This is a genomic window from Longispora albida DSM 44784 (genome assembly GCF_000379825.1).
GTDB lineage: Bacteria > Actinomycetota > Actinomycetes > Mycobacteriales > Micromonosporaceae > Longispora > Longispora albida.
This window is the reverse complement of sequence record NZ_KB903815.1, coordinates 16,423-39,331: the sequence shown is the minus strand read 5'-3', so window position 1 is coordinate 39,331 and position 22,909 is coordinate 16,423. Positions and strand designations below refer to the sequence as shown.

The 22,909-nt window shown below is 69.5% G+C and carries 26 protein-coding genes; 16 read left to right on the top strand and 10 right to left on the bottom strand.

The window, feature by feature from the left end:
• Positions 1–9: 9 nt before the first annotated feature.
• Both A3G1_RS38305 and A3G1_RS33880 read left to right on the top strand, forming a co-directional pair.
• Positions 10–537, top strand: coding sequence for a hypothetical protein (locus A3G1_RS38305; RefSeq protein ID WP_018349031.1), 528 nt, complete (start codon positions 10–12; stop codon positions 535–537).
• A 38-nt stretch (positions 538–575) separates the two neighbouring features.
• Positions 576–1,097: a hypothetical protein gene (locus A3G1_RS33880; protein WP_018349030.1), complete on the top strand. Its 522-nt coding sequence runs from the start codon at positions 576–578 to the stop codon at positions 1,095–1,097.
• A gap of 11 nt (positions 1,098–1,108) precedes the next feature.
• On the opposite strand, the gene A3G1_RS0108380 is transcribed toward A3G1_RS33880, so the two are convergent.
• On the bottom strand, positions 1,109–2,287 hold the full coding sequence (locus A3G1_RS0108380; protein WP_018349029.1) for a glycosyltransferase 87 family protein: 1,179 nt from the start codon (positions 2,285–2,287) through the stop codon (positions 1,109–1,111).
• 67 nt (positions 2,288–2,354) lie between these two features.
• Between A3G1_RS0108380 and moaC the strand changes: the two genes are divergently transcribed.
• The 5 genes from moaC to A3G1_RS0108355 all read left to right on the top strand — a co-directional run bounded on the left by moaC (position 2,355) and on the right by A3G1_RS0108355 (position 5,312).
• Positions 2,355–2,783, top strand: a complete 429-nt coding sequence (gene moaC / locus A3G1_RS0108375; protein WP_245563463.1) for a cyclic pyranopterin monophosphate synthase MoaC — start codon at positions 2,355–2,357, stop codon at positions 2,781–2,783.
• Positions 2,780–3,259, top strand: coding sequence for a MogA/MoaB family molybdenum cofactor biosynthesis protein (locus A3G1_RS0108370; RefSeq protein WP_018349027.1), 480 nt, complete (start codon positions 2,780–2,782; stop codon positions 3,257–3,259). Before moaC ends, A3G1_RS0108370 begins: the two co-directional genes overlap by 4 nt.
• The gene (locus A3G1_RS0108365; protein WP_018349026.1) at positions 3,252–4,436 is read left to right on the top strand and encodes a molybdopterin molybdotransferase MoeA; all 1,185 of its coding nucleotides are present in this window, start codon (positions 3,252–3,254) and stop codon (positions 4,434–4,436) included. Before A3G1_RS0108370 ends, A3G1_RS0108365 begins: the two co-directional genes overlap by 8 nt.
• A complete protein-coding gene (locus A3G1_RS0108360; RefSeq protein WP_018349025.1) occupies positions 4,433–4,846 on the top strand; it encodes a molybdenum cofactor biosynthesis protein MoaE in 414 nt (137 codons plus the stop codon). The genes A3G1_RS0108365 and A3G1_RS0108360 overlap by 4 nt, the downstream gene beginning before the upstream one ends.
• A gap of 130 nt (positions 4,847–4,976) precedes the next feature.
• Positions 4,977–5,312 carry a hypothetical protein gene (locus tag A3G1_RS0108355; protein ID WP_018349024.1) on the top strand — a complete coding sequence of 112 codons (336 nt, stop codon included), beginning with the start codon at positions 4,977–4,979 and terminating at the stop codon, positions 5,310–5,312.
• 97 nt (positions 5,313–5,409) lie between these two features.
• Here the strand turns inward: A3G1_RS0108355 and rplI are convergent, their stop codons facing one another.
• The 5 genes from rplI to A3G1_RS0108330 all read right to left on the bottom strand — a co-directional run bounded on the left by rplI (position 5,410) and on the right by A3G1_RS0108330 (position 8,069).
• Positions 5,410–5,859: a 50S ribosomal protein L9 gene (rplI, locus tag A3G1_RS0108350; protein WP_018349023.1), complete on the bottom strand. Its 450-nt coding sequence runs from the start codon at positions 5,857–5,859 to the stop codon at positions 5,410–5,412.
• 11 nt (positions 5,860–5,870) lie between these two features.
• A complete protein-coding gene (rpsR, locus tag A3G1_RS0108345; protein ID WP_018349022.1) occupies positions 5,871–6,110 on the bottom strand; it encodes a 30S ribosomal protein S18 in 240 nt (79 codons plus the stop codon).
• A 14-nt stretch (positions 6,111–6,124) separates the two neighbouring features.
• Entirely contained in the window at positions 6,125–6,643 is a 519-nt protein-coding gene (locus A3G1_RS0108340) for a single-stranded DNA-binding protein (protein ID WP_018349021.1), read from the bottom strand.
• A gap of 116 nt (positions 6,644–6,759) precedes the next feature.
• Positions 6,760–7,050, bottom strand: a complete 291-nt coding sequence (rpsF, locus tag A3G1_RS0108335) for a 30S ribosomal protein S6 (protein WP_026211930.1) — start codon at positions 7,048–7,050, stop codon at positions 6,760–6,762.
• A gap of 227 nt (positions 7,051–7,277) precedes the next feature.
• Positions 7,278–8,069 (bottom strand): hypothetical protein, encoded by a 792-nt coding sequence (locus A3G1_RS0108330; RefSeq protein WP_157641007.1) that lies wholly within the window; start codon positions 8,067–8,069, stop codon positions 7,278–7,280.
• An 83-nt stretch (positions 8,070–8,152) separates the two neighbouring features.
• Between A3G1_RS0108330 and A3G1_RS0108325 the strand changes: the two genes are divergently transcribed.
• A complete protein-coding gene (locus tag A3G1_RS0108325; RefSeq protein ID WP_018349018.1) occupies positions 8,153–8,926 on the top strand; it encodes a deoxyribonuclease IV in 774 nt (257 codons plus the stop codon).
• Positions 8,923–10,710, top strand: a complete 1,788-nt coding sequence (locus tag A3G1_RS0108320) for a hypothetical protein (RefSeq protein ID WP_018349017.1) — start codon at positions 8,923–8,925, stop codon at positions 10,708–10,710. Before A3G1_RS0108325 ends, A3G1_RS0108320 begins: the two co-directional genes overlap by 4 nt.
• Positions 10,711–10,717: 7 nt before the next feature.
• Here A3G1_RS0108320 and A3G1_RS0108315 read toward each other — a convergent pair whose 3' ends face one another.
• Genes A3G1_RS0108315 through A3G1_RS33870 form a run of 3 tightly spaced genes read right to left on the bottom strand, consistent with a single transcriptional unit; the run spans position 10,718 to position 15,308 of the window.
• On the bottom strand, positions 10,718–12,202 hold the full coding sequence (locus tag A3G1_RS0108315) for a glycosyltransferase family 87 protein (protein WP_018349016.1): 1,485 nt from the start codon (positions 12,200–12,202) through the stop codon (positions 10,718–10,720).
• A 40-nt stretch (positions 12,203–12,242) separates the two neighbouring features.
• The gene (locus A3G1_RS33875) at positions 12,243–14,921 is read right to left on the bottom strand and encodes a transglycosylase domain-containing protein (RefSeq protein WP_085985684.1); all 2,679 of its coding nucleotides are present in this window, start codon (positions 14,919–14,921) and stop codon (positions 12,243–12,245) included.
• 3 nt (positions 14,922–14,924) lie between these two features.
• Positions 14,925–15,308, bottom strand: a complete 384-nt coding sequence (locus tag A3G1_RS33870) for a DUF5318 family protein (protein WP_040477879.1) — start codon at positions 15,306–15,308, stop codon at positions 14,925–14,927.
• Positions 15,309–15,472: 164 nt separating this feature from the next.
• Here A3G1_RS33870 and A3G1_RS0108300 point away from each other — a divergent pair, with 164 nt between their 5' ends.
• The 7 genes from A3G1_RS0108300 to A3G1_RS33865 all read left to right on the top strand — a co-directional run bounded on the left by A3G1_RS0108300 (position 15,473) and on the right by A3G1_RS33865 (position 22,390).
• Positions 15,473–16,075: a helix-turn-helix transcriptional regulator gene (locus A3G1_RS0108300; RefSeq protein ID WP_018349014.1), complete on the top strand. Its 603-nt coding sequence runs from the start codon at positions 15,473–15,475 to the stop codon at positions 16,073–16,075.
• Positions 16,076–16,092: 17 nt separating this feature from the next.
• The gene (locus tag A3G1_RS0108295; RefSeq protein WP_018349013.1) at positions 16,093–17,172 is read left to right on the top strand and encodes an inositol-3-phosphate synthase; all 1,080 of its coding nucleotides are present in this window, start codon (positions 16,093–16,095) and stop codon (positions 17,170–17,172) included.
• A gap of 126 nt (positions 17,173–17,298) precedes the next feature.
• Positions 17,299–17,790, top strand: coding sequence for a SigE family RNA polymerase sigma factor (locus A3G1_RS0108290; RefSeq protein ID WP_018349012.1), 492 nt, complete (start codon positions 17,299–17,301; stop codon positions 17,788–17,790).
• Positions 17,787–18,923 carry a TolB family protein gene (locus A3G1_RS0108285; protein ID WP_018349011.1) on the top strand — a complete coding sequence of 379 codons (1,137 nt, stop codon included), beginning with the start codon at positions 17,787–17,789 and terminating at the stop codon, positions 18,921–18,923. The genes A3G1_RS0108290 and A3G1_RS0108285 overlap by 4 nt, the downstream gene beginning before the upstream one ends.
• Before the next feature lie 58 nt (positions 18,924–18,981).
• Positions 18,982–19,515, top strand: a complete 534-nt coding sequence (locus A3G1_RS0108280) for an NfeD family protein (RefSeq protein WP_018349010.1) — start codon at positions 18,982–18,984, stop codon at positions 19,513–19,515.
• Positions 19,512–21,029 (top strand): flotillin family protein, encoded by a 1,518-nt coding sequence (locus tag A3G1_RS0108275; protein ID WP_018349009.1) that lies wholly within the window; start codon positions 19,512–19,514, stop codon positions 21,027–21,029. The genes A3G1_RS0108280 and A3G1_RS0108275 overlap by 4 nt, the downstream gene beginning before the upstream one ends.
• 116 nt (positions 21,030–21,145) lie before the next feature.
• Entirely contained in the window at positions 21,146–22,390 is a 1,245-nt protein-coding gene (locus A3G1_RS33865; protein WP_018349008.1) for an MFS transporter, read from the top strand.
• On the opposite strand, the gene A3G1_RS0108265 is transcribed toward A3G1_RS33865, so the two are convergent.
• Positions 22,380–22,901, bottom strand: a complete 522-nt coding sequence (locus A3G1_RS0108265) for a hypothetical protein (protein WP_018349007.1) — start codon at positions 22,899–22,901, stop codon at positions 22,380–22,382. The two genes, A3G1_RS33865 and A3G1_RS0108265, sit on opposite strands and share 11 nt — an antisense overlap.
• Positions 22,902–22,909 lie beyond the last annotated feature (8 nt).

Below are 22,909 nucleotides of genomic sequence, written 5' to 3'. Positions count from 1 at the left end.
GAGCAAGCGATGAGCGAGTTCGACACCACCGACGACCACACCATCACCGCCGACTACAGCGACGGTCACAGCGAGTCCTTCACGGACACGAACAACGACGGTTACGCCGATGTGGCCAGCTACGACCACGACGGTGACGGCAACTCCGAGGTCCAGTACACCCACCAGTACGGTGGCGGCCACGACCTCGACACCGCGACCGTGGACCGCGACGACGACGGCGACGCCGACTCGCAGTACGGCGACCGCAACCACGACGGCCGCTTCGACACCGCCTCGTTCGACCGGAACGACGACCAGCGGGTCGACGCCGTCTACGCCGACGAGAACTACGACGGCCGGGTGGACCACACCACCTTCGACCGCAACTACGATGGCGCTGCCGACTTCGACGCGAAGGACTACGACCAGGACGGTCAGGCCAACGTGACGACGACGGACTCGAACTTCGACGGCACCTACGACACGGTGCACTACGGCGACGCGGAGACCAACCCGCTGGCCGGCAAGTCCCCGAACCCGTTCGCCAGCAACTAACTCCTCACTCCTCCTAGTCAGATACAGGACACCCCATCATGAGCGAGTACGACACCAATGTTGACGCCGACGGCGACGGCACCTGGGATGAGCACACCATCGAGTCGGATGGCTCTGGTGGGTACAACATCCTGGTTGACCAGAACAACGACGGGCAGACCGACTTCATCGGCAACGACGAGGACGGCGACGGCCTGATCGACTCCGCGCAGTACGACAACGACTTCGACGGCCGGTTCGAGACCCAGACGGGTGACACGAACGGCAACGGCTGGCAGGACGTCGAGGCAGCCGACCGTAACGACGATGGCCGCACCGACCTCGCCGGGGTGGACACCAACGAGGACGGCACGTTCGACCACGTCGTGGCGGACAACAACTACAACGGCAAGGTGGACACGGTCTACGACGACCGCAACCTTGACGAGCAGTACGACTCGGTGAAGACGGACTCCGACGAGGACCGGCAGTGGAACACCACCACTGACTCGAACTACGACGGCACGTTCGACACCGTGAACTACGGCGACTCGGACCAGAACCCGTACGCCGCCGCGTAACTGCTAGTTGGCTAGCTGCCAGCAGGGCTGCTTTCCCGGAGACGGGGAGGCAGCCCTGTTTCGTTGCCGCTGCCGGCCAGGGCCTTCAGATACGGGATCCACAGGGCGTAGGCGGCCGGGTAGAGCAGGTAGCCGAAGCGGGTGGCCGGCATCAGCATCATGGCCGTGAACAGCCCGACGGCGCTGATCAGCGCGACGTCGGCCGCTGTGGACGGACGGCGCTTCCAGATCCAGGCCGCGATGCACAGCCCGGCCAGGAGGAGCAGGCCGAGGGCGAGTTCGCGGGAGACGTTCTCGGCGATCAGGTGACCGGGCAGCGGGCTGGCGGCCGGGCTCTTGACCAGGCCGTGGCCGAGCGGGAACTTGACGACGTTCTCAGCGAAGGCGTGCGGGTCGATGATCAGGGCCGGGAGCGCGGTGAGGATCGGGATACCGGCGACGGGCAGCCACTGGCGCGGGCGGGCGATCAGGAAGACGAGCGCGACGGGCCAGGCGAAGAGCTTGAGGGCCGCCGCGATGCCGATCGCGACTCCGGCCACGGTGTCGCGGCCCTGGGCCAGGAGTGACAGGCCGAGCAGGGTCAGTGCCAGTACGGGGAGGTCGTCGCCGCCGGTCGCGAGGGTGAGTGCCGCGACGGGGAGGACTGTGACGGCCTGGATGGCGAGGACGCGTCCGCGATCGGCGGCGACTCTCGCCGACAGGTACAAAACAATGATTGTGGCCAGGGCGAACCAGATGCGGGCATCGGTGAGCCAGTGGGCACCCAGCAGGCCCCTCGGAATGCCGAAGACCGCCATGCCGGGCTGGTAGGGCGTGTAGCCGAGCAGGGGGTCTGGCAGGGCTGCGATCTCTGAACGGCCGAGGAAGGGCGTGCCGGTTTCCAGCATGCGGACGCCGGAGTTCTCGACGACCAGGACTTCCTCCTGTGCACGCCCGGAATGTCCGGCTGCGCGCTGCACGGCCTCGAAAAGCAGCGGGAGCAGGCAGACGGCCCCCCAGGTCGCCAGCGTGATCGGCAGGCGGCCCTTGCCCCTGGTCAGCAGGACGGCGACGGCCGCTGTCGCGTATCCGACGGCGGCGAAGGCACCCCAGGGCCGGTGGCTCGCCAGATTCGACCCGATGGTGAGGGCTGCGAAGATCGCGGAGCCCGCGTACAGCAAGAAGTCGATGATCAGCGCCCGGTTCTTCACCTGATCACCGTAGCGGCAGAATAAAAGCATGGAGCTCACGCACGTCGACAGCACGGGTGCGGCCCGGATGGTGGATGTCTCGGCCAAGGAGGTCACGGCGCGCAGCGCTACGGCAGCCGGGCACGTGCTCACCACCCCGGAGGTCCTCGCGCTGCTGCGCCAGGACGCACTGCCGAAGGGTGACGCGCTGGCCGTCGCGCGGCTCGCCGGCATCATGGGGGCGAAGAAAACCCCTGATCTCGTACCGCTGTGCCACCCGATCGCGCTGCACGGCGTGACCGTGGACCTGACCCTGCTCGACGACCGGGTGACCATCGAGGTCACGGCGCGGACCGCCGACCGGACGGGCGTGGAGATGGAGGCGCTGACCGCTGTGGCGGCGGCTGGCCTCGCGCTCATCGACATGATCAAGGCAGTCGACCCGGCCGCTGTGCTGGATGGCGTACGTGTGCTGCGCAAGCTCGGCGGCAAGACCGGCGACTGGGTGCGCCCGTGAGGGCGGTCGTCATCGTCGCCTCGAACCGGGCCGCCTCCGGGGTGTACGCCGACCGGTCCGGCCCGCTGCTGGTCGCTGGGCTGCGCGGCTTCGGGTTCGAGGTCGGCGAGCCGGTCGTGGTGCCCGATGGCGAGCCGGTCGGGCTCGCACTGCGCGAGGCGCTGGATTCCGGTGCGGACGTCGTGCTCACGTCTGGCGGCACGGGCATCTCCCCGACCGACCGGACGCCGGAGGTCACCCGGCCGCTGCTGGACTTCGAGGTACCGGGCATCGCCGAAGCCCTCCGCTCCCGCGCAGCCGTCCCGACCGCCGCGCTGTCCCGTGGCCTGGCCGGCGTCACCGGACGCACGCTGATCGTCAACCTGCCCGGCTCGACGGGCGGAGCCAAGGACGGGCTCGCGGTACTGGAGCCGCTGCTCGGGCACGCCGTCTCGCAGCTGCGCGGCGGGGACCATGAGGGGAACACGGATGCTTAGCTGGCACGAGGCGCGCGCGGCGTGTGCCGCCGTACCGGCGCTGCCCGCCGAGGACGTCCCGCTGGCCGGAGCCGACGGCCGCGTACTCGCGGAACCGCTGGTCACACTGACCGACCTGCCGGCCTTCCCGACGTCCAGCGTGGACGGCTGGGCCGGGCGCGGCGAGCAGCCGTGGCGGATCACGGGCCGCGTGCTCGCCGGGTACGACCCGGAGCCGCTGGCCGAGGACGGCACGTGCGTCGAGATCGCGACCGGGGCGAGCGTGCCCGACGGAGTCGAAGCCATCGTGCGGGTCGAGGACTCCACTGTGGCCGACGGTCACGTGACCGGCTCACCCCGGCCCGCGCGCGACTGGCGGGACGTGGGCGAGGAGGCGGCCAAGGGCGAGGTACTGATCCCCGCCGGGAGCGTGGTCACGCCGGGTGTGATCGGGCTGGCCGCGCACTGCGGGTACACGACGCTGTCAGTCCGGGCGCGGGTACGGGTCGCCGTGCTCGTGTTCGGGGACGAGCTGCTGACCGACGGGCTGCCGGGCGCCGGGCGCGTACGGGACGCGCTGGGGCCGCAGGTGCCGGCCTGGCTGGACCGGCTGGGCGCGAGCGTCGAGTACATACACGGTCCCGTTGAGGACACCCTTGAGGCGCACGTCAGCGCGCTGGCCGCAGCCCTCGAACGGGCCGACGTCGTGTGCACGACCGGCGGCACCATGCACGGGCCCGTCGACCACCTGCACCCCGCGCTCGCGGAGCTGGGCGGGTCGTACGTGGTCAACACGGTGAAGGTCCGGCCAGGGTTCCCGATGCTCGTGGCGGCGATGCCGGGCGGGAAGTACGTCGCCGGGCTGCCCGGCAACCCGCAGTCGGCGATCGTCGCGCTGATGTCGCTCGTGCAGCCACTCCTGGCCGGGCTCAGCGGCAGGCCAGTCAGCCTGCCCAGAGTCGTGCTGGGGGCACCCGTACCGGGACGCGGCGACTACACCCACCTGGCGCTCGCCCGGCTCGGCGAGGGCGGCGCGGTCCCGCTCAGGCACGCGGGCTCCGCCATGCTGCGCGGGCTGGCCCAGGCGGACGGGTTCGCGGTCATCCCTGGCGGCGAGACGGGTACGCCCGGGCACGAAGTCGAGTTCCTGCCGTTCCCGCTGCTGCCGGGCGAAAGTACTGGGGGTCCGTCGTCATGATCTTCACGGAAGTCACCACCGAGCCGCTGGACCTGGCCGCGCACGAGAAGTTCGTGACCAACCCGGCCTCCGGGGCCGTCGTCACCTTCTGCGGTGTCGTCCGCGACCACGACCACGGGCGCGCCGTCGTCTCCCTCGACTACGAGGGCCACCCCTCGGCGGCCGAGATCCTGGCCAAGGTTGCCGCGGAGATCGCCGCCGACCCGGCCGTGTACTCCGTCGCCGTCAGCCACCGGATCGGCCCGCTGGCCATCGGGGACGTGGCCCTGGCCGCAGCCGTCTCCACGGCACACCGGGGCGCGGCGTTCGCGGCGTGCGCCCGGCTCGTGGACGAGGTCAAGGCGCAGCTGCCGATCTGGAAGCGGCAGGTGTTCGCCGACGGCACCGAGGAATGGGTCAACTGCCCGTAACCACGTGACCGCGCTCACGCCTGGCGTATGTTCGAGCCGGGTTCGGCTACCGGGAAAAGCCGGCGGGAAAAGGAATTGCGGCCCGCCACCCGATTCCCCTCGGGCTCCGGATAAGGCACAATGCAACGTCGTGGACAACAGCATCGGCGCATGGACCGGCCCGCGTCATCGGCACCCTCTCGTCGAAGCGGACCCGCAGCGCCGGCTCCTCCCCGCACTGGTCGCCACCTTCGGCTGGTACATGCTCCCGGCGTTCCTGCTGCTGCTGTGGAAGCTCTTCTTCTCCCGCGCGGCCTCCGCAGCCGTCCCGAGCCTCTCGGTCGGCCTGACCCTGCTCGCGATCGTGCTGGGCCTGCTGCTGACAGTGCCGCTGCGCCGGGTCACCTACGGCTGGCAGCCCCTGACCGTCGGCTTCGCCGCCGCCGTGATCAGCGCGGGCGCCACCTCGGTCGTCTTCGGTAGCTGACCGACCGTCCGGGTACACGACAGGTCCACAACCTTCAGGCACACGGAAAGAGCCGCCGCCCGCGAACGGGAGGCGGCTCTTTCGCCGTCTGGCAGTACTACTTGGCGGCGACCACGTTCACGGAGAACTTGGCCGTGACCTCCGAGTGCAGGCGGACCTGCACCTGGTAGTTGCCGAGCGACTTGATGGCGCTCTTCAGCTCGACCCGGCGACGGTCCAGCGACGGACCGCCGGCGGCCTTGACCGCGTCGACGATCTCGGCGGCCGTGATCGAGCCGAACAGGCGGCCGGCGTTGCCCGAGCGGGCGGCCAGGGTGTAGGAGCGGGACTCCAGGGCACCCTTGACCTCGTTGGCCTGGCCGAGGTCGCGGATCTCACGGGCGGCACGCGCCCGCTTGATGTCGACGACCTGCTTCTCGGCGCCCTTGGTCCACGCGATGGCGTAGCCCTGGGGCAGCAGGAAGTTCCGGCCGTAGCCGTCCTTCACCTCGACGACGTCGCCGGGGGCACCGAGCTTGGATACTTCCTGAGTCAGGATGATCTTCATGTCGGACCTCCTTAGCGGGTCTGGCTGGTGTAGGGCAGCAGGGCCATCTCGCGGGCGTTCTTGATCGCCCGGGCCACCTGCCGCTGCTGCTGCGAGCTCACCCCGGTGACCCGGCGGGCACGGATCTTGCCCCGGTCGGAGATGAACTTGCGCAGGAGCGCGGTGTCCTTGTAGTCGATGTAGGTGATCCCCTCCTTGTCGAGCGGGTTCACCTTCTTCTTGGGCTTGCGGGTGGACGGCGGCTTGGCCATGTCCTTAACTCCTCTTAGAACGGGGGCTCATCGCTGAACGAAGATCCCGATCCCTGCCCCTGGCCGCCACCGGAAGGAGTGGCCGACGCCCACGGGTCGTCAGCGGCAAAGCCGCCGCCACCCTGGCCGCCCTGGCCGCCACCGCCGAAGCCGCCGCCACCGGAACCACGGGACATCTTCTGGACCTTGGCCGTCGCGTACTTCAGCGACGGGCCGACCTCCTCGACGTCCAGCTCGAAGACGGTGCGCTTCTCACCCTCGCGGGTCTCGTAGGAGCGCTGCTTGAGCCGGCCCTGCACGATCACCCTCGTGCCGCGGGTCAGCGTCTCCGCGACGTTCTCCGCTGCCTGCCGCCAGATCACGCAGGAAAGGAACAGCGCTTCGCCGTCCTTCCACTGGTTGGTCTCACGGTCCAGCGTCCGCGGCGTCGAGGCGATGCGGAACTTGGCGACCGCTGCGCCCGACGGGGTGAATCGAAGCTCCGGGTCGTCGACCATGTTGCCGACGACGGTGATGACGGTTTCTCCTGCCATGGCTACTCCTCGTGTTTGGAGGCCAGCGTCGCACCTGGGTACGACAGGAATCGGGGGCCACGCCCTGTCGGCTGCACGACAATCGCCGTGAGCACGGGCATGGCTGAAGGGAGGGCCTAGCGGGTCTCCGGCCGGATCACCTTGGTGCGCAGGATGGCCTCGTTGAGGTTGAGCTGGCGGTCAAGCTCCAGCACAGCCTCCGGGGTCGCCTGCACGTCGATGACGGCGTAGATGCCCTCGGTCTTCTTCTTCATCTCGAACGCGAGCCGCCGGCGGCCCCACACGTCGACCTTCTCCACGGAACCGCCAGAAGTGCGGATCACGTTCAGGTACGTGTCGAGCGACGGAGCGACGGTGCGCTCCTCGAGCTCCGAGTCGAGGATCACCATGATCTCGTAATGACGCAAGACGTACTCACCCCCTATGGACTAGGCGGCCACAGACTTTCTGTGGCAGGGGTCTGCGTCGTTCACACACGTGAACCGCGGGCATGCTCCCGCAGCTACGTAGGGTGAACTCGGTAACGATACAGCCGCGGGGCACCCGGTCCACTTCCGGGGTGGGACCTGGGGAGGAACGACCACACCAACAAGGTGGGACACGGACGCCCCGCGGAGCCTCTTCTATTCCATTGTTACGAGCCGGCTGGCCGGATGACCCGGCCAGAGCGCTGTGCGGCTATGGCGCGGATCGCAGCGGCTGCGACCCCGATCACGAAGACCACGGCGACCAGGGCCAGCAGGCTCGAAGCCCTCTCTGGTACCTGACCGGCGGCCACCGGCTCGACGGTGATCGGCTCTGCCGGGGCCGCCTGGCTGGCTGGCGGCTTCGCGACCGCCGCCGGCGGCTGAGCCGGGGCAGCGGCGGCCGGTGGCTGGGCCGGTGCGGGGGGCGGCGCGCTGGCGTGCGGTACCGCGGCTGACGGCACCGTGGCCGCCGGAGCCTGCGACTGCGCTGGCCTGGCGGCCGGGGAGGCGGGGGGAGCAGGGGTACCGGCGGGGGCCGGAGCCGTGGCGGACGTTTCCGGGGGCGATGGGGCCGGCTCAGCTGGCGGCGCCTCGACCTGGATCGTCACCTTCTGGTACGTCGGCAGCAGGCCGAGCCCGCAGGCCGGCTCCAGCAGCGCCTCGGCTGGGCCACTGGCGATCGGGACGTCGAGGTACGTACGGGGCTGGAGGGTGTAGCGCACCCCGCCCGGCAGCACCAGGTCACCTTGGACCGTCATCCCGTTCACGAACCGGACGGCGCTCATGGTCGTCACGGTCAGGGCCGTCACGTCGGGGCGCGAGTGCGCACCGACCCCGAGGAGACCGCAGCCGCCGGAGAAGGTGACCCCGGTCGTCTCGGCCAGCGCCGGACTGCCCGCCAGCAGCACCCCGGACAGGCCGAGAGCACCGGCGAGAGCGATAACGGGCACGCGACGCATGATGATCTCCTTCCATACCCAGGGTCTGTTTCTACTTGAAGTCAACGACGCGCATTGTCGGGGGTTACGACTACGCTCCCGGTATGCGTATCGGGGCTCACGTCGATTCCACAGACCCGCTCGCCGAGGCCGAGGCCCGGGGTGCGGAGGTCATCCAGTTCTTCCTCGCCGACCCGCAGGGCTGGAAGGCCCCGCAGCCGCGCGAGGACGCCGACGACCTGGTCAAGAGCGAGGTGGACATCTTCGTCCACGCGCCATACGTGATCAACGTGGCGACAGGGAACAACCGGATCCGGATCCCGAGCCGCAAGCTGCTGCTCGCCCACGCGAAGGCCGCCGCCGCGATCGGAGCCAAGGGCCTGATCGTGCACGGCGGGCACGTCAACGCCGGCGAGGACATCGCGAGCGGCTTCGACAACTGGCGCAAGGCCTTCGCGTACGCCGAGAGCGAGGGCGGCTTCCCGCTCCCGATCCTGATCGAGAACACGGCAGGCGGGGACAACGCCTGCGCCCGCCGGTTCGACGCGCTCGGCCGGCTGTGGGAGGCGCTGGACGGGTACGAGGTCGGGTTGTGCCTGGACACCTGCCACGCACACGCTGGCGGCGAGGATCTGACCGGGATCGTCGACCGGGTGAAGGGCATCACCGGGCGGATCGACCTGGTGCACGCCAACGGCTCGAAGGACGGCTTCGACTCCGGCCGCGACCGCCACGAGAACTTCCAGAGTGGACAGATCGACGCCGCGCTCATCGCGGAGATCGTGCGCTCGGCCGGCGCTCCGGCAGTGTGCGAGACGCCGGGCGGGGTGACCGAGCACCTGGCCGACATCGCCTACCTGCGGGAGAACGCGGCATGACCGCCCAGGCTGAAGACGAGACCGAGGACACCGAGGACAAGACCGGGGAGAAGTGGGAGGCGTTCGCACCGGAACACAGGGACCGCCGGTCCAGCCGGATCTGGCACGTCCTCGGTCACGAGTGGACACTCGCGGCGCTCGCCAGCGTCCTGCTCGCCGTGCTGTTCACCTGGCCGACCGCCAGGCACCTGAGCACCACCATCCCGCAGGACGTCTGGGATCCGACGCTGCAGGCCTGGCAGATCGCCTGGTCGGGGCACGCCCTGCTCACCGACCCCGCCAACCTGTGGAACGCCAATCCGTTCTACCCGGAGAGCACCAGCCTCGCCTTCACCGACGCGATCCCCGGCTACGCGCCGTTCGGCTTCTTCGGTACCGGGTTCGCGGCGGCCGTGATCCGCTACAACCTGGTCTTCATCTTCCTGCACGCGCTCGCGTTCTTCGGCGGGTACGTGCTGCTGCGCCAGCTGGGCGCGCGGATCCCCGGTGCCGTGATCGCCGGGCTGGCCTGGGCGTACGCGCCGTGGCGGCTCGCGCACGGCGGCCACATGAACGTGATCTCCACCGGCGGCATCCTGCTCGCGCTCGCGCTGCTGGCCCGGGGTCACGGGTTCTCGCTCCGCGAGGGGTACCGGGCGGAGAAGGTCAAGCTCGGCTGGGTGATCGCCGGCTGGGCGGTGGCCGCCTGGCAGATGACCCTCGGGTTCGCGGTGGGCATCCCCTTCGGCTGGGTGCTGTTCACGGTGTGCGTGGCCGCGCTGGTCTCCTGGTTCGTCAAGAAGCGGCCCTCGATCCCGCGGAAAATCGTGCTGGGTGACGTGATCGGCGGGGTGCTGTTCGGGGCGTTCACGCTGTGGATGACCACGCCGTACCTGGCGGTGCGGGAGGCCCATCCCAACGCCACCCGGACCGAGGCCGACGTCGCCCTCTTCTCCCCGCCGCCGTCCGGGCTGCTGACCGCCCCCGCGGAGAACTGGCTGTGGGGTGCCGCGCACGAGCAGGCCCGGTCGCAGATGGTCGCGATGGCCGAGATGCCGCTGCTACCGGGGTTCGCGCTGATCGGGCTCGCGATCGGCGGGCTGTTCTTCTCCTGCTGGAAGCTCAGCACGCGGCTGTGGCTGGCCGGCGGGACGGCGCTGATGGCCTGGTTCGCCCTCGGCACGCAGTCGGCGGGCGGCGGGGAGTACGGCTTCCTGCTGCTCTACCGGTACCTGCCGGGGCTGGAAGTGATGCGCACGCCCGGCAGGCTGATCCTGTGGGTGACGCTCGGGCTCGCGGTGCTCGCCGCCGGGCTGGTGTCGGCGTTCGCCGAGCAGGCCCAGGCCGTGGCCAGGACCCGGCCGCTGAGCCGGATCGGGCTGCCGCTGCGGCTGGCGATCCTCATCCCGGTGCTCGCCGTCGGCGTCGAGGGGCTGAACAACACCCCGCACCCGGAGGTCCCCCGGCCGCCGGCCGCGCTGCACGGCGCACAGGGGCCGCTGATGATCCTGCCCAGCGACCACTTCACCGATGAGAACGCGATGCTCTGGTCGACGGACGGTTTCCCGAAGATGGTGAACGGCGGGAGTGCCTTCCCGCCGGCGCTCCAGGAGCAGATCCGTCAGGCCACGTACAGCTTCCCGGACGCGTCCAGCGTGGACCAGCTGCGGCGGCTCGGCGTGAAGACCGTGATCGTCCTGCCGGAACGCCTGCCCGGTACCCACTGGGAGGGCGCGGACAAGCGGCCGGCCGAGGGTGTCGACCTGCGGGAAGGGCCGGACGGGGCACTGATCTTCACCCTGTGAGTACCCGTCAGGAAGAGATCTTTTCCAGCAACGGCGCCGCGGGCTCGGCAGTCTCGCGGCGCCGGAAGCGGTCGAGCAGGCGCGGAATCCAGTCCGCGTCTGGCGCCCGGTCGAGCACGCCGCCGTCCGGGTCGTCGCCGTAGGTCTGCCGGACCACGTCGCGCTCCGGCCGGAGGATGTCGCGGACGACCAGTCCACACAGGACGGCCACGGTGATCCACCGGGCAGAGGACGACAGCACGAACACCCATTCGGGGAAGATCGGCTTCGCGCCGCTCGCCATCAGCATTTCGCCGTAGAAGGCGATGAAGTAACAGAACTCCGCTGCCTGCCAGGCCAGGAATGCCCCCCAGCGCGGCCGGGCGAGGACGGCCAGCGGCAGCAGCCACAGCACGTACTGCTGCGACCAGACCTTGCCCGTCAGCAGGAAAGCCGCCACCACCAGGAACGCCACCTGGGCCAGCCGTGGCCGGCGCCGCGCGAGGAAGATCAGCGCGGCGATGGCGGCGCAGCACAGCACGAAGAAGACGCCGTACGCCATGTTCAGGGCCGGGATGTCCGCGCCGAGCCTCTGGAACCAGGGCAGCCCGTACTGGTCGCCGCCGCGCGGGAAGTGCGCGCCGATGTACCAGAAGGTGCCCCAGTCGATCGGCCTGGTCTGGTTGAGGTCGAAGAACCGCTGCCAGGACTCCGGCCACAGGATCGCGACCGGCAGGTTGATCGCGAGCCACACGCCGAGCGCTGTGCCCGCCGTGACCAGCACCGGCCCGAGCCGCCTGGCCCGGATCGCCAGCAGGATCAGCGGGCCGAGGATCAGCATCGGATAGAACTTGGCCGCGACGGCCAGGCCGAGCAGGACCCCGGCGGCGACCGGCTGCCTGCGGCCCCAGTAGTACAGCGCGCCGGCCGTCAGGCAGATGACGAACAGGTCCCAGTTGACGGTGGCTGTGACCAGCATGGCCGGGGCGACGGCGATCATCGCGATGTCCCACGGCCGTCGTTTGCGCATCGCCAGCATGATCGCGATGGCGGCGACCCCGAAACAGCCCAGCACGATCGCGTTGAGGTTGTAGAAGGCCATGCCCTGGTTCAGGGCCGGATTGGCCACACCCCACGCGTGTACCGGCAGGCCCAGCGCCCCCATGAACACCCCGGTCAGCACCGGGTACTCGACGGGGTGGTCCTTGTACGGCACCGCGCCGTCACTGAGCCGCTCGGCGTAGTAGAGCGCGAGCACATCGGTGTAACAAGCCTGCTTGTACTGCTTGTGGTTGACCCACGTGCCGCTGTCCATGCAGGGCGCCTTCTGCACCCAGTTGAGGGCGATCACGAGGCAGGCGAGGGCGAGCACGACCCGGACCGGCGTCCAGAACCGGTCCGGGCGGGGCGCGGCGGCATGCTCGCCGCGCGGCCCGCCCAGCAGCTGGCTCAGGCCCCGGATGAACCCGTCAGTCCGGGCCGGGCTGACCGTATCGTGATCCTCGTCGCGCATGAGGGCATCCTGCCGCATGACGGCGCCCGATGGTGAGAGGTCAGCCGCTCGTGCGCCGGAAATCCAGCAGCGGCCCGACCGCGCCCTCCACCCGCGCTGGCGGTGGCGTGGCCGGCCCGGTCGGCCGGGGTACCGGCGTCGGGTTCACCACCTCCTGACCACCGGTCTCGCACGTGATGCCGGGGATGCAGAAGCCACCACCGTTGCCGTTCCCGTGACCATTGCCGTTGCCGTTGGCGCCGGGGATGGCGGGTGTGGCGGGCGGCGAGGACTTCGGTACACCGTTGCCCTTCTTGTCCTCGTCACCGATGTTCTTCGGCGGGTTGAACTTGGCAGCCTTGTCCGTAGCCTTGATCGCTTTGTAGGCCGGGTTGACCTCGTAGGCCTTGTCCATGAAGGCCTTGAAGATCGAGCCGGGGACCGCAGAGCCGTACATCTGCGCGCCAAGGCCAGGGAAGCCCTTCTCTCCAGGGTTCTTGCCGTCCTTGTTGCCCTTGACTAGGGCAACGCGCTCCTTCTTCGAGCCCACCCACACCGACGTCGCGATCTGCGGCGTGTACCCGGCGATCCACACGTCACCGTTGTATTCGGCCTTGTCACCGCCGCCGAGCTCCCACGTACCGGTCTTGGCGGCGTACGGGCGGTTGCCGGCCAGGTTGCCGCCGGCCTGGTCGAACTTCACGCCGGTCAGGATGTTGGTCAGCACGTCGGCCTGGGCCGGTTCCATGAGCTTCTTGGACGGCGGGATGTTGGTGGCCTTGTCGTCGTAGATGGTCTTCTTCTTGTCGTCGAGCACCTTGGTCACGAAGTGCTGCTTGACGGCAACGCCGTGGTTGGCGAACGTCGCGAAGCCCGCCGAGTGCTGGAGCACCGTGACCGGGTACTGGCCGATGCCCACCTCGTAGTAGAAGCTGCTCGGCGCGAGATCCGCCGCCTGGTACTGCATCATGTCGATGATCGCGTTGCCGTCCCTGGGCTGCGGCGGCTGCATGTACCTGATGCCGGCGTCACGCATCACCCCGACCACCTTGTCCGGCTTCAGTTCCTCCACCAGCGCGTAGAACGGCGTGTTCAGCGACTGCACGGTCGAATCCTTCAGGGTGCACGCCGTGCCGCAGCCGGGCGTTCCACCCGCGTTGCGGACTGGGTTGCCCCTGGCCTTGGTCCGCTGAGTAGCGGGGAAGTCCTTCGGTGACGTGCCGTCCCAGATCGAGTCGGGCCGGTAGTTGTTCTTGATCGCCTCGGCGAGCACGAAGACCTTGGCCGTCGAGCCCGGTGAGTGGAAGCCCTCGCCCTCGATCTGGCCCTTCGAGTTGCGGCGGTAGCCGGCGTAGTCGCTGCCAGCGCCCTCCGGGCCGCCGTAGTAGGCCAGCACACGCCCGGAACTCGGCTCTGTGGCGACCATCGCGGCCTGGATCCGGGGGTCCTGCCCGTTGAGCGGCATGCCCTTCTCGGTGCTCGACGCCGCCTTCTCGGCCTCGGCTTGCAGCCCGGTGTCGATCGAGGTGTAGATCGAGTAGCCGCCGGTCGACAGGTCCGACTTCGCGATGCCCTGCCGCTTGAGCTCGGCCATCTCTTCCTTGACGTACTTCACGACCTGGTAGACCGGCTTCTTCCAGAACTCGCCGACCAGCTTCGGCGGGCCGATCTTCTTGAAGGTGTCCTCCCACTTGTAGGCCGCGCGCTTCTCCGGGGTGATGGCCTTGGTCTCCACCAGGGAGTCCATGACGTACACCCAGCGGTCGCGGACCCGCTCCGGATTCTCGGTGGGCTCGTAGTAACCGCCGGGGCTCTTCACCTGGAGGGCGATCACGGCGGCCTCGTCGTACTCCAGCTTCGCGGCGTCCTTGCCGAAGTAGGCCTGGGCTGCCGACTGGACACCGCTGGCGCCCCGGCCGAAGTCCACAGTGTTCAGGTAGAAGCCGAGGATCTGGTCCTTGCTGTACTGCTGGTCCAGCTTCATCGCGATCGCGGCCTCTTTGGCCTTACGCGTGTACGAGGAGTCCTGGCTCAGGTTGGCCGCGATCCGCGCGTACTGCTGGGTGATGGTCGAGGCGCCCTGCTGGTCGCCGCCCGTCACGTTGTTCCAGAAGGCGCGGAGCATGCCCTTGAAGTCGACGCCGGAGTTCTTGTAGAACGACCGGTCCTCGGCGGCGATCATCGCGTCCTTCATCGGCTGCGAGATGGCCGCGAAGTCGACGACGGTCCGGTTCTCCTCGCCGATCTGGCCGATCATCGTCTTGCCGTCGGAGGCGAAGATCCGGGTGATCTGGGCGAGCGCCACCTGGTCGGGCAGCGGGACGGTCGTGAAGTAGTACGTGCCGCCGATCGAGCCGAGGCCGAGCAGCATCAGGATCACCACGATCAGGGCGACCAGGCGTTTACGGCGCTTGCGCTTCTTCAGCTTCTTCGGGTCGATCGGGCGCTTGCCCTTGACGGCCTTGACCTCGTCGAGGTTCACCGGGGCCGCGCCGGCCACGGAGGCGCGGCCTGCCACGGGCGCAGGCTGCCCGGCGTTGCCGGAGTCCATCACGTCCCACGCGGCATCCTGCGGCGGGGGCGGGGACACGGAGGCGCGGCCGACGGTCGCGCGGCCGCTCGCTGCCGGTGGCGGCGGTGGCTGCTGGCCGTAGCCGGGGGGGTCCTCGTCCGGCCGGGACGGTCGAAGGCCGGGCACCGAGGCCCGGCCAGTGGGACGTTCCGGGGGATAGTCAGACATTCCTCACACCAACTCGGTCTCGAGCCCGGCCTTGCCGAGCAGATACTGCTCCACCAGGTGATTCCAGCCGCATCCCTGGCACACCTCGACCACGTACACCGTGAACTCGCGGTACGTCTTCGCCAGGATGGCCAGCTCGCTCAGCCGCCGGGCCTGCCCCGCCGACTGCTTGAGCTCGTCACCGTAGATGTAGTGCACGTTGGTCAGCTTTTCCCGCCGGCACACCGGGCATCGGACTTCGGTGGCCTCGCCGTGGAAGCGCGCGGCGGTCTTCAGGTACGGCGAGGCGTCACAGACCTCCCACGTGCCGACCCTGGTCGCGTACAGCTCACGCAGGAGTGCTCGCCGCTGGAGCGAGTAGTCCACCACCTGACGCTGGGTACGCATGGAACCGAGGGTAGCGGCCGGATCTGGCAGGGGCGAGGGGCCGCTTGCCCTCAGCTATCGGCGAGAGCTACCGTTACGATGTATCGAGCCGATACATCGGAGCTGTCCGATCTTGTTGGACGGCACGCCGGATCAGTGGACGAGCGGAGCGAAGGAGGCGGCGAATGCTCGAACTCGCCATCCTCGGCCTGCTGCACGAGTCGGCGATGCACGGCTATGAGCTGCGCAAACAGCTCGCCCTGAAGGTCGGGGCCTTCCGTGCGGCGATCAGCTACGGCTCGCTGTATCCGACGCTGCGCCGCCTCCAGGCGGCCGGCTGGATCACCGAGGAAACCGACCCGGAAGAAAAAGCGGCACTCGTCGGCCGGCGCAGCCGCGTGGTCTACAAGATCACGGCGGAGGGCAAGGAGAGGTTCCAGGACCTGCTCGCCGGGGCCGGCCCCGACACGTATGACGACGAGGGGTTCGGCGTCCACTTCGCGTTCTTCGCGCGGACCGACCCGGCGACCCGGCTCCGGATCCTCGAGGGCCGCCGCCGCAGGGTCGAGGAGCGCCGCGAGGGGCTCCGCGAGACCCTCCACCGGGCCGCCGAGCGGCTCGACGCCTACACGGAGGAGCTCCAGCGGCACGGCCTCGACTCGGCTGAGCGCGAGGTCCGCTGGCTGGAGGAGCTGATCGCCCACGAGCGGGCCGGGCGGGGGCCGTCCGTGACCGTGGCTGACCACGTCCAGCAGGCAGAAGAACAGACCAAAGAAGAGAACCAATGATTGAAGGAGGCAGCGCGATGGGCTCCGTACGTGTAGCCATCGTCGGTGTCGGCAACTGCGCGTCGTCCCTGGTGCAGGGCGTCGAGTACTACCGCAGCGCCGACCCCGCTGAACGAGTACCTGGCCTGATGCACGTGAAGTTCGGCGACTACCACGTCGCGGACGTGGAGTTCGTGGCCGCGTTCGACGTGGACGCCAAGAAGGTCGGGCGTGACCTGGCCGAGGCGATCGTCGCCAGCGAGAACAACACCATCAAGCTGTGCGACGTGCCGCCGACCGGCGTGAGCGTGCTCCGTGGCCCGACGCACGACGGCCTGGGCGAGTACTACCAGGAGATGATCGAGGAGTCTGACGAGGCGCCGGTCGACGTGGCCGCCGCCCTGCGTGAGGCTCGCGCCGACGTCGTCGTGGCGTACCTGCCGGTGGGTTCCGAGGTCGCGGCGAAGTTCTACGCCCAGGCCGCGATCGACGCGGGCTGTGCCTTCGTCAACGCCCTGCCGGTCTTCATCGCCTCCGACCCCGAGTGGGCGCAGAAGTTCACCGACGCCGGCCTCCCGATCGTCGGCGACGACATCAAGTCGCAGGTCGGCGCGACCATCGTGCACCGCGCGCTGGCGAAGCTGTTCGAGGACCGCGGTGTGGAGCTGCTGCGCACGTACCAGCTCAACTTCGGCGGCAACATGGACTTCATGAACATGCTGGAGCGCAAGCGGCTCCAGTCGAAGAAGATCTCGAAGACCCAGTCGGTCACCTCGCAGATCCCGCACGAGATGCGCGGCTCCGACGTCCACATCGGACCGTCGGACCACGTGCCGTGGCTGGACGACCGCAAGTGGGCCTACATCCGGCTCGAGGGCCGCTCGTTCGGCGACACCCCGCTGAACGCCGAGCTCAAGCTGGAGGTCTGGGACTCGCCGAACTCGGCCGGTGTCATCATCGACGCCGTCCGGGCCGCGAAGATCGCCAAGGACCGTGGCATCGGCGGCCCGATCCTGTCGGCGTCGAGCTACTTCATGAAGTCCCCGCCGGTCCAGTACAGCGACCACGACGCGCACCAGTCGGTCGAGGACTTCATCAACGGCAAGATCGAGCGTTAGCCAGTACTGACGCATCGTCTGCAAGGGCCGTACCCGCCACGGGTGCGGCCCTTTGCCATACCGTGATCCTCCGCCGGTGCAAGGTTCCTGTGGCCTCCGCGCGTACTGAACCGTGAGGAGGTGGACGTGGAGCCGAGTGCTGAGGCCGAGTTCACGCGGTTCGTGACCGAGCGGGGGGCGTCGCTGCTGCGGATCGGGTACGCGCTGACCGGCAGCCGGGCCGCCGCTGAGGATCTGGTGCAGACCGCGCTGGCCAAGACGGCGCTGAAATGGCGCAGGCTGGACCGCCGGGGCGTGGACGCCTACGTGCGGCAGGTCATGTACCACGAGCACGTGTCCTGGTGGCGCCGGCTGCGCAACCGGCGGGAGACCACGGTGCCGGAGCTGCCGGAGACGGCGCTGCCGGACGGTACGGACGCGACGGCGCTGCGGCTCGTGCTGACCGAGGCGCTGCGGAGACTGCCGCCACGGCAGCGCGCGGTGATCGTGCTGCGGTACCTCGAAGATCTCAGCGAGCATCAGGTGGCCGAGCGGCTGGGCTGCTCGACGGGCACCGTGGCGAGCCAGGCCTCGCGGGCGCTGACGAAGCTGCGGACGGCGATGGAGGGTGTGGCATGAGCCGGGACAACGACCGCGAGTTCGAGATCGTGCTGCGGGAGACGCTGGAGGGCTTCGACGGCACGCAGCCGCCGGTGGAGCTGGCCAGCCGGGCGCTCGGGCAGAGCAGGCGGATCCGGCGGGCCAGGCGGCTGGCGACGGGCGCGGCGCTGCTGGCGGCCGTCGCGGCGTGCGTCGTGCCGTACAAACTGATGCAGGAGATGAAGGCCCCACAGCAGCGGCCGGCCGCGACGAGCCAGGCCACGTCGCTTCCTGGGCCTGCTCTTTCGCCCGGCACCGGCCCGCAGCTGGACCGCTTCCAGATCGAGGACGGGGCGTGGGAGATCGGTGGCTGGCGCGCCGCCGGCTGGTCCAGCGACGATCCGGCACAAAACTCCATTGTGTACCTTCCGGCGGAGAAGTCCTACCTTCGCGTGCCCTACATGGGTGCCCGCCGTTCGCCAGCTGGCTCCGAGATCGCCGTGTACGGCTCGGGTGCGCGGCCGGGTGAGCTCAGTGGGTTCCTCGACCCGGCGACCAGCCAGGTCCGGTGGATGTCGAGCACTGCGCTGATGGACGCCACCTGGTCGCCCGACGGCAAGCGCCTGCTGGTCAGCTCCCTCCGGGGGCCGACGGGAACGTTCTCGATCGTCGACCCGGTGACACTGGAGTCGCGGCAGTTCAAGGTGACCGTCCCCTGCGCCCGGCTGTGCCGTTTCTTCTGGCACCCGAACGGCAGGGACGTGGTGGTCACTGCGACCACGCCGAGCCGCGAGCCGCTCGGCATCGACGTGTTCCCGACCGACCAGGGCCCCGAGCCGAAGGCGAAGACCCGGCTGCCGGTGAAGGCCTACGTCGAGGACGGCACGGCGTGGTCACCCGACGGGAAGTACGTCGTCGCCAACTCCGAACCGGACGGGAAGCCGATGGTGTACGAGGTGGCGACCGGCAGTCCCGTCGCGGCGGTACCAGGGCAGAAAGCCCTGACGACGTACTGGATCGACAACGCCACGTACCTGACCTTCAGCCGCAACGACGACGGCCACGGCCGCTACACCGCCCACCGCGTCGACGGCACCCCGACCGGCCTGTCGAAGGTGCTGCCCGCCGAGTTCGCGTGGCTCAGTCCCGTACCGCTGGAGAAGGCCGGGTGACCTGGGTCATCGGCTGCGGGACAGCGGGATCTTGCACCGGTGCCTTACCTTGGTGGATGTGGGTTTAGCGACGCTGATCTTCCTCATCATCGGAGGGTTCAGCGTGCTTTTCCTGCTCGTGGCTCTTCTGGGCAGTGAGGTACACCTCGGGCACAGCGACTTCGGCGGCTGGTTCAGCCTGCCGGCGCTGGCCGGGTTCACCGGGGCCTTCGGTTTCGGCGGCGCCATCGCCGCCGAGCTGACCCCCGGGCAGGGCATGGACGGACTGATCGGCGCTGTGGCAGGTGTGGCCGTGGCGATCCCGGTCGGCTGGCTGGCCGGGCGTCTCGTCCGGGCCGCCAAAGACATGAAAACCGACTCGACCCTGACCACCGGGCACCTGATCGGCTCGACCGGCACGGTGCTCACCCCTCTCGCCCACGGGCGGTACGGGGAGGTCAGGCTGGAGATCGGTGGACAGGTCATGCGGCTCAACGCCCGATCGGACCAGCCGCTGCCCCGCGGCGCGTCGATCCTCGTGATCGACACCGTCAGCCCGACCTGCGTGCAGGTCGAACCCACCCCGCAGTACTTCTCCAAGGAAGGTCAATGACTCCCCTCGTTTTCGCGATTTCCGGCGCCGCCGTCCTGCTGATCCTGGTCGTCCTGTTCATCCTGTCCCGGATCAAGGTGGCAGGCCCCAACGAGGCCTTCATCGTCACCGGGCGCAAGGGCAAGGCCACCACGGCCGCCGACGGCACCACCGTCACCGACATGTCCGGCCAGAAGGTCGTCATGGGCGCGTCCGTGTTCGTGATGCCGGTCGTCCAGCAGCTCTACGTGCTGGACCTGTCCTCCCGCGAGATCCCGGTGTCGATCACCGCCGCGGTGAGCAAGCAGGGCATCCGGTGTGACGCCGACGCCGTCGCCATCGTCAAGGTCGGCGGTACTGCCGACGCGATCCGCCCGGCCGCCCAGCGGTTCCTGCACCAGCAGGACAAGATCGCCGACTTCACGGCGCAGGTGCTGGCCGGTGCGCTCCGCTCGATCGTCGGCCGGCTGACCGTCGAGGAGATCATCCGTGACCGGGCGGCCTTCGCTGCCGAGGTCGCGGAGGAGGTCGAGAACACGCTGTCCCACCAGGGTCTCGTGCTCGACGCCTTCCAGCTGGAGGACATCCGCACCGCCGGCTCGTACCTGGAGGACCTGGGCAGGCCCGAGGCCGCCCGCGTGCTCCAGACCGCGGCCATCGCCGAGGCGCAGGCCCGGCAGACCGCCGAGCAGGAGCGGATGAAGGCCGAGGAGGCCATCGCCGAGGCCCAGCGGAACCTGGCGCTCAAGCAGGCCGAGGTCCAGGCCGAGATCGACGCGGCGAAGGCCAAGTCGGCCGCGGCGGGCCCGCTGGCCGAGGCCGAGCGGCAGCAGGCGATCCTCACGGAGCAGCAGAAGGTCGCCGAGCGCAACGCCGAGCTCAAGGAACGCGAGCTCAACACCGAGGTCCGCAAGCCTGCCGACGCCGCGCGGTACAAGCTGGAGCAGGAAGCGGAAGCGGCCAAGAACGCCAAGATCATGGAGGCGGACGCCGAGCGGCAGGCCGCCATCGCCCGCGCCCAGGCCGAGGCGGAGACCGCCCGGCTGACCGGTGAGGGTGAGAAGTCCCGCAGGGCCGCGCTCGCCGAGGCCAACGCGATCGAGGGCGCCAAGGAGGGTGAGGCCGAGAAGTTCCGCCGGCAGGCCATCGCCGACGCCGTCGAGCGCGAGGGTGCCGCCGAGGCCTCGGCGATCCTCGCCAAGGGCCAGGCTGAGGCGGCCGCGATGGAGCAGAAGGCCGAGGCGTTCGCCCGATACGGCCAGGCTGCCGTCCTCGACCTGCTGGTCAAGGTGCTGCCGGAGGTCGTCAAGGAAGCCTCGGCCCCGATGGGCTCGATCGACAAGCTGACCGTGATCTCCACGGACGGCGCGTCCGCGCTGACCAAGACCGTCGCGTCGAACGTCGCGCAGGGCCTCCAGCTCGGCACGGACCTGACCGGCATCGACCTGGCTGGCCTCCTGGGCAGGCTGGGCGGCGCCGCCGAGCTGCTCGGCGGGTCCTCGCAGCCGGAGCTGGCCGAGACCGACAAGAAGTAGCGACACGCCGAAGCGCCCGGTACCTGTCCAGGTGCCGGGCGCTTCCGCGTCGACACGACCGGCGGGGCACGGCCTACACTCGGCGGGTGGTTGCCAGGCATGAGCTACGCGCTGTTATGTCCCGACGGGGCTTCCGGCGGCTGCTCGGTGTCCGGCTGAGCAGTCAGGTCTCCGACGGGATCTTCCAGGCCGCGATCGGCGGGGCCGTGCTGTTCAACCCGCAGCAGGCGGCCAGCCCGTTGGAGATGGCCACCGGCTTCGCGATCCTGCTCCTGCCGTACTCGTTCATCGGCCCGTTCGTCGGCGTCTTCCTCGACCGGTGGAGCCGCCGCAACATCATGGTCGTGGCGAACCTGACCAGGGCACTGCTGATCATCCCGATCGCCGGGCTGGTGTGGGCGGGGGACACGAAGAGCGCGGCGGCCGGGCTGCTGGCCTTCGGGGTGATCGCGATCAACAGGTTCTTCCTGGCCTGCCTGTCGGCGTCCCTCCCGCACGTCGTCGAGGACGAACGCCTCGCGACTGCCAACGCCGTCGCCAACACGCTCGGCACGGTCGCCTACACGTCGGGCCTGGCCACGGCCGTGGCGCTGATCGGCGTGGTGGGGGCGAAGGACCACGGGTACGGCGTCATCGCCCTGACGGCGCTGATCGGCTACGGGACGTCCTCGTTGCTCGCCCGGCTGTACTACACGAAGCCCGAGCTGGGGCCGGACGACGCCGAGCGGCCCTCGTCCACTGTGGCCGCTGCTGCCGCCGACACGGTACGGGGCATGGTGCGCGGGGCCAAGCACCTGTTCGCCCGGCGGCCGGCCTTCTACGCCCTCCTCGCGCAGGGCGGGGCCCGTGGCATCTACGGGCTGCTCACGATCGCCATGCTGCTGTTCGCCAAGACGCTCAGCCACGACAAGCAGTTCCTCGCTGGCGTGTTCATCTCGGGCATGATCGGGGCGCTGGTCGCCGCCGCGATCACCCCGGCGGCCAGCCGGAAGATCGGCGGGGCACGCTGGCTGGCCGCGCTGCTGGCCGCCAACGCGGTGATCGTGCCGATCCTCGCCTGGGGGTTCCAGGAGGCGCCGCTGCTGATGGCGGTGTTCCTGCTGAACGTGGGCTCGATGGGCGCGAAGATCGTTGTCGACACGGCGCTCCAGCACGAGTGCGCCGACGAGTACCGGGGCCGGGTGTTCAGTGTCAACGACACCGCGTTCAACGTGCTCTACGTCGGCGGGCTGTTCGTCGGGGCGTACACGCTGCCGGTGAGCGGGAAGTCGACCGGGATGGTGCTGGCCGTGGCCGCCGGGTACGCGCTGCTGGCCTGCTGGTACACGCTGGTGTCGCGGAAGACGACCGTCAGGGTTTGACGGCGAGCCGCTCGAAGACGGCCTTGTGGCCCGGCTCGGACAGCGTCAGGGTGGTCCGCTGGCAGTCGGCTTCGAGGGGTGCGCTCGACGCGCCGATCGGGCCGGAGCTGACCTGCTGGCCGTCCACTGTGATCTTCTCGGTGGCGTCGGCGGTCAGTCCGGTGAAGTGGAGCTTGCCGCCTTCGAGGCGGACGGAGTAGATGACCTTGCCCGTCCGGTACACACTGATCTGGTGTTTTGTGGTTTTCCCGGTGTAGGTGACGCCCTGGCCGTAGTCCATGATTTCCCGGCCGGAGCTGAAACGTAGCGTGCGACCCGCACCACTGAGGGTGACTGGACCGTCGCCGGCCACGGCGCTCTGGGCGGTGTAGGAGACCTCGCGCCACTGGCCACGCAGGCAGTTGTCGATCTGGGCGTTCAGCACCTCTGGCTCGTCGCGGCTCGCGGCCAGGCTCAGCCCCGTGACGGCGAACAAGGCCGAGGCTGCGAGCAGGATCAGGGCACGGCGCATGTCCCGAC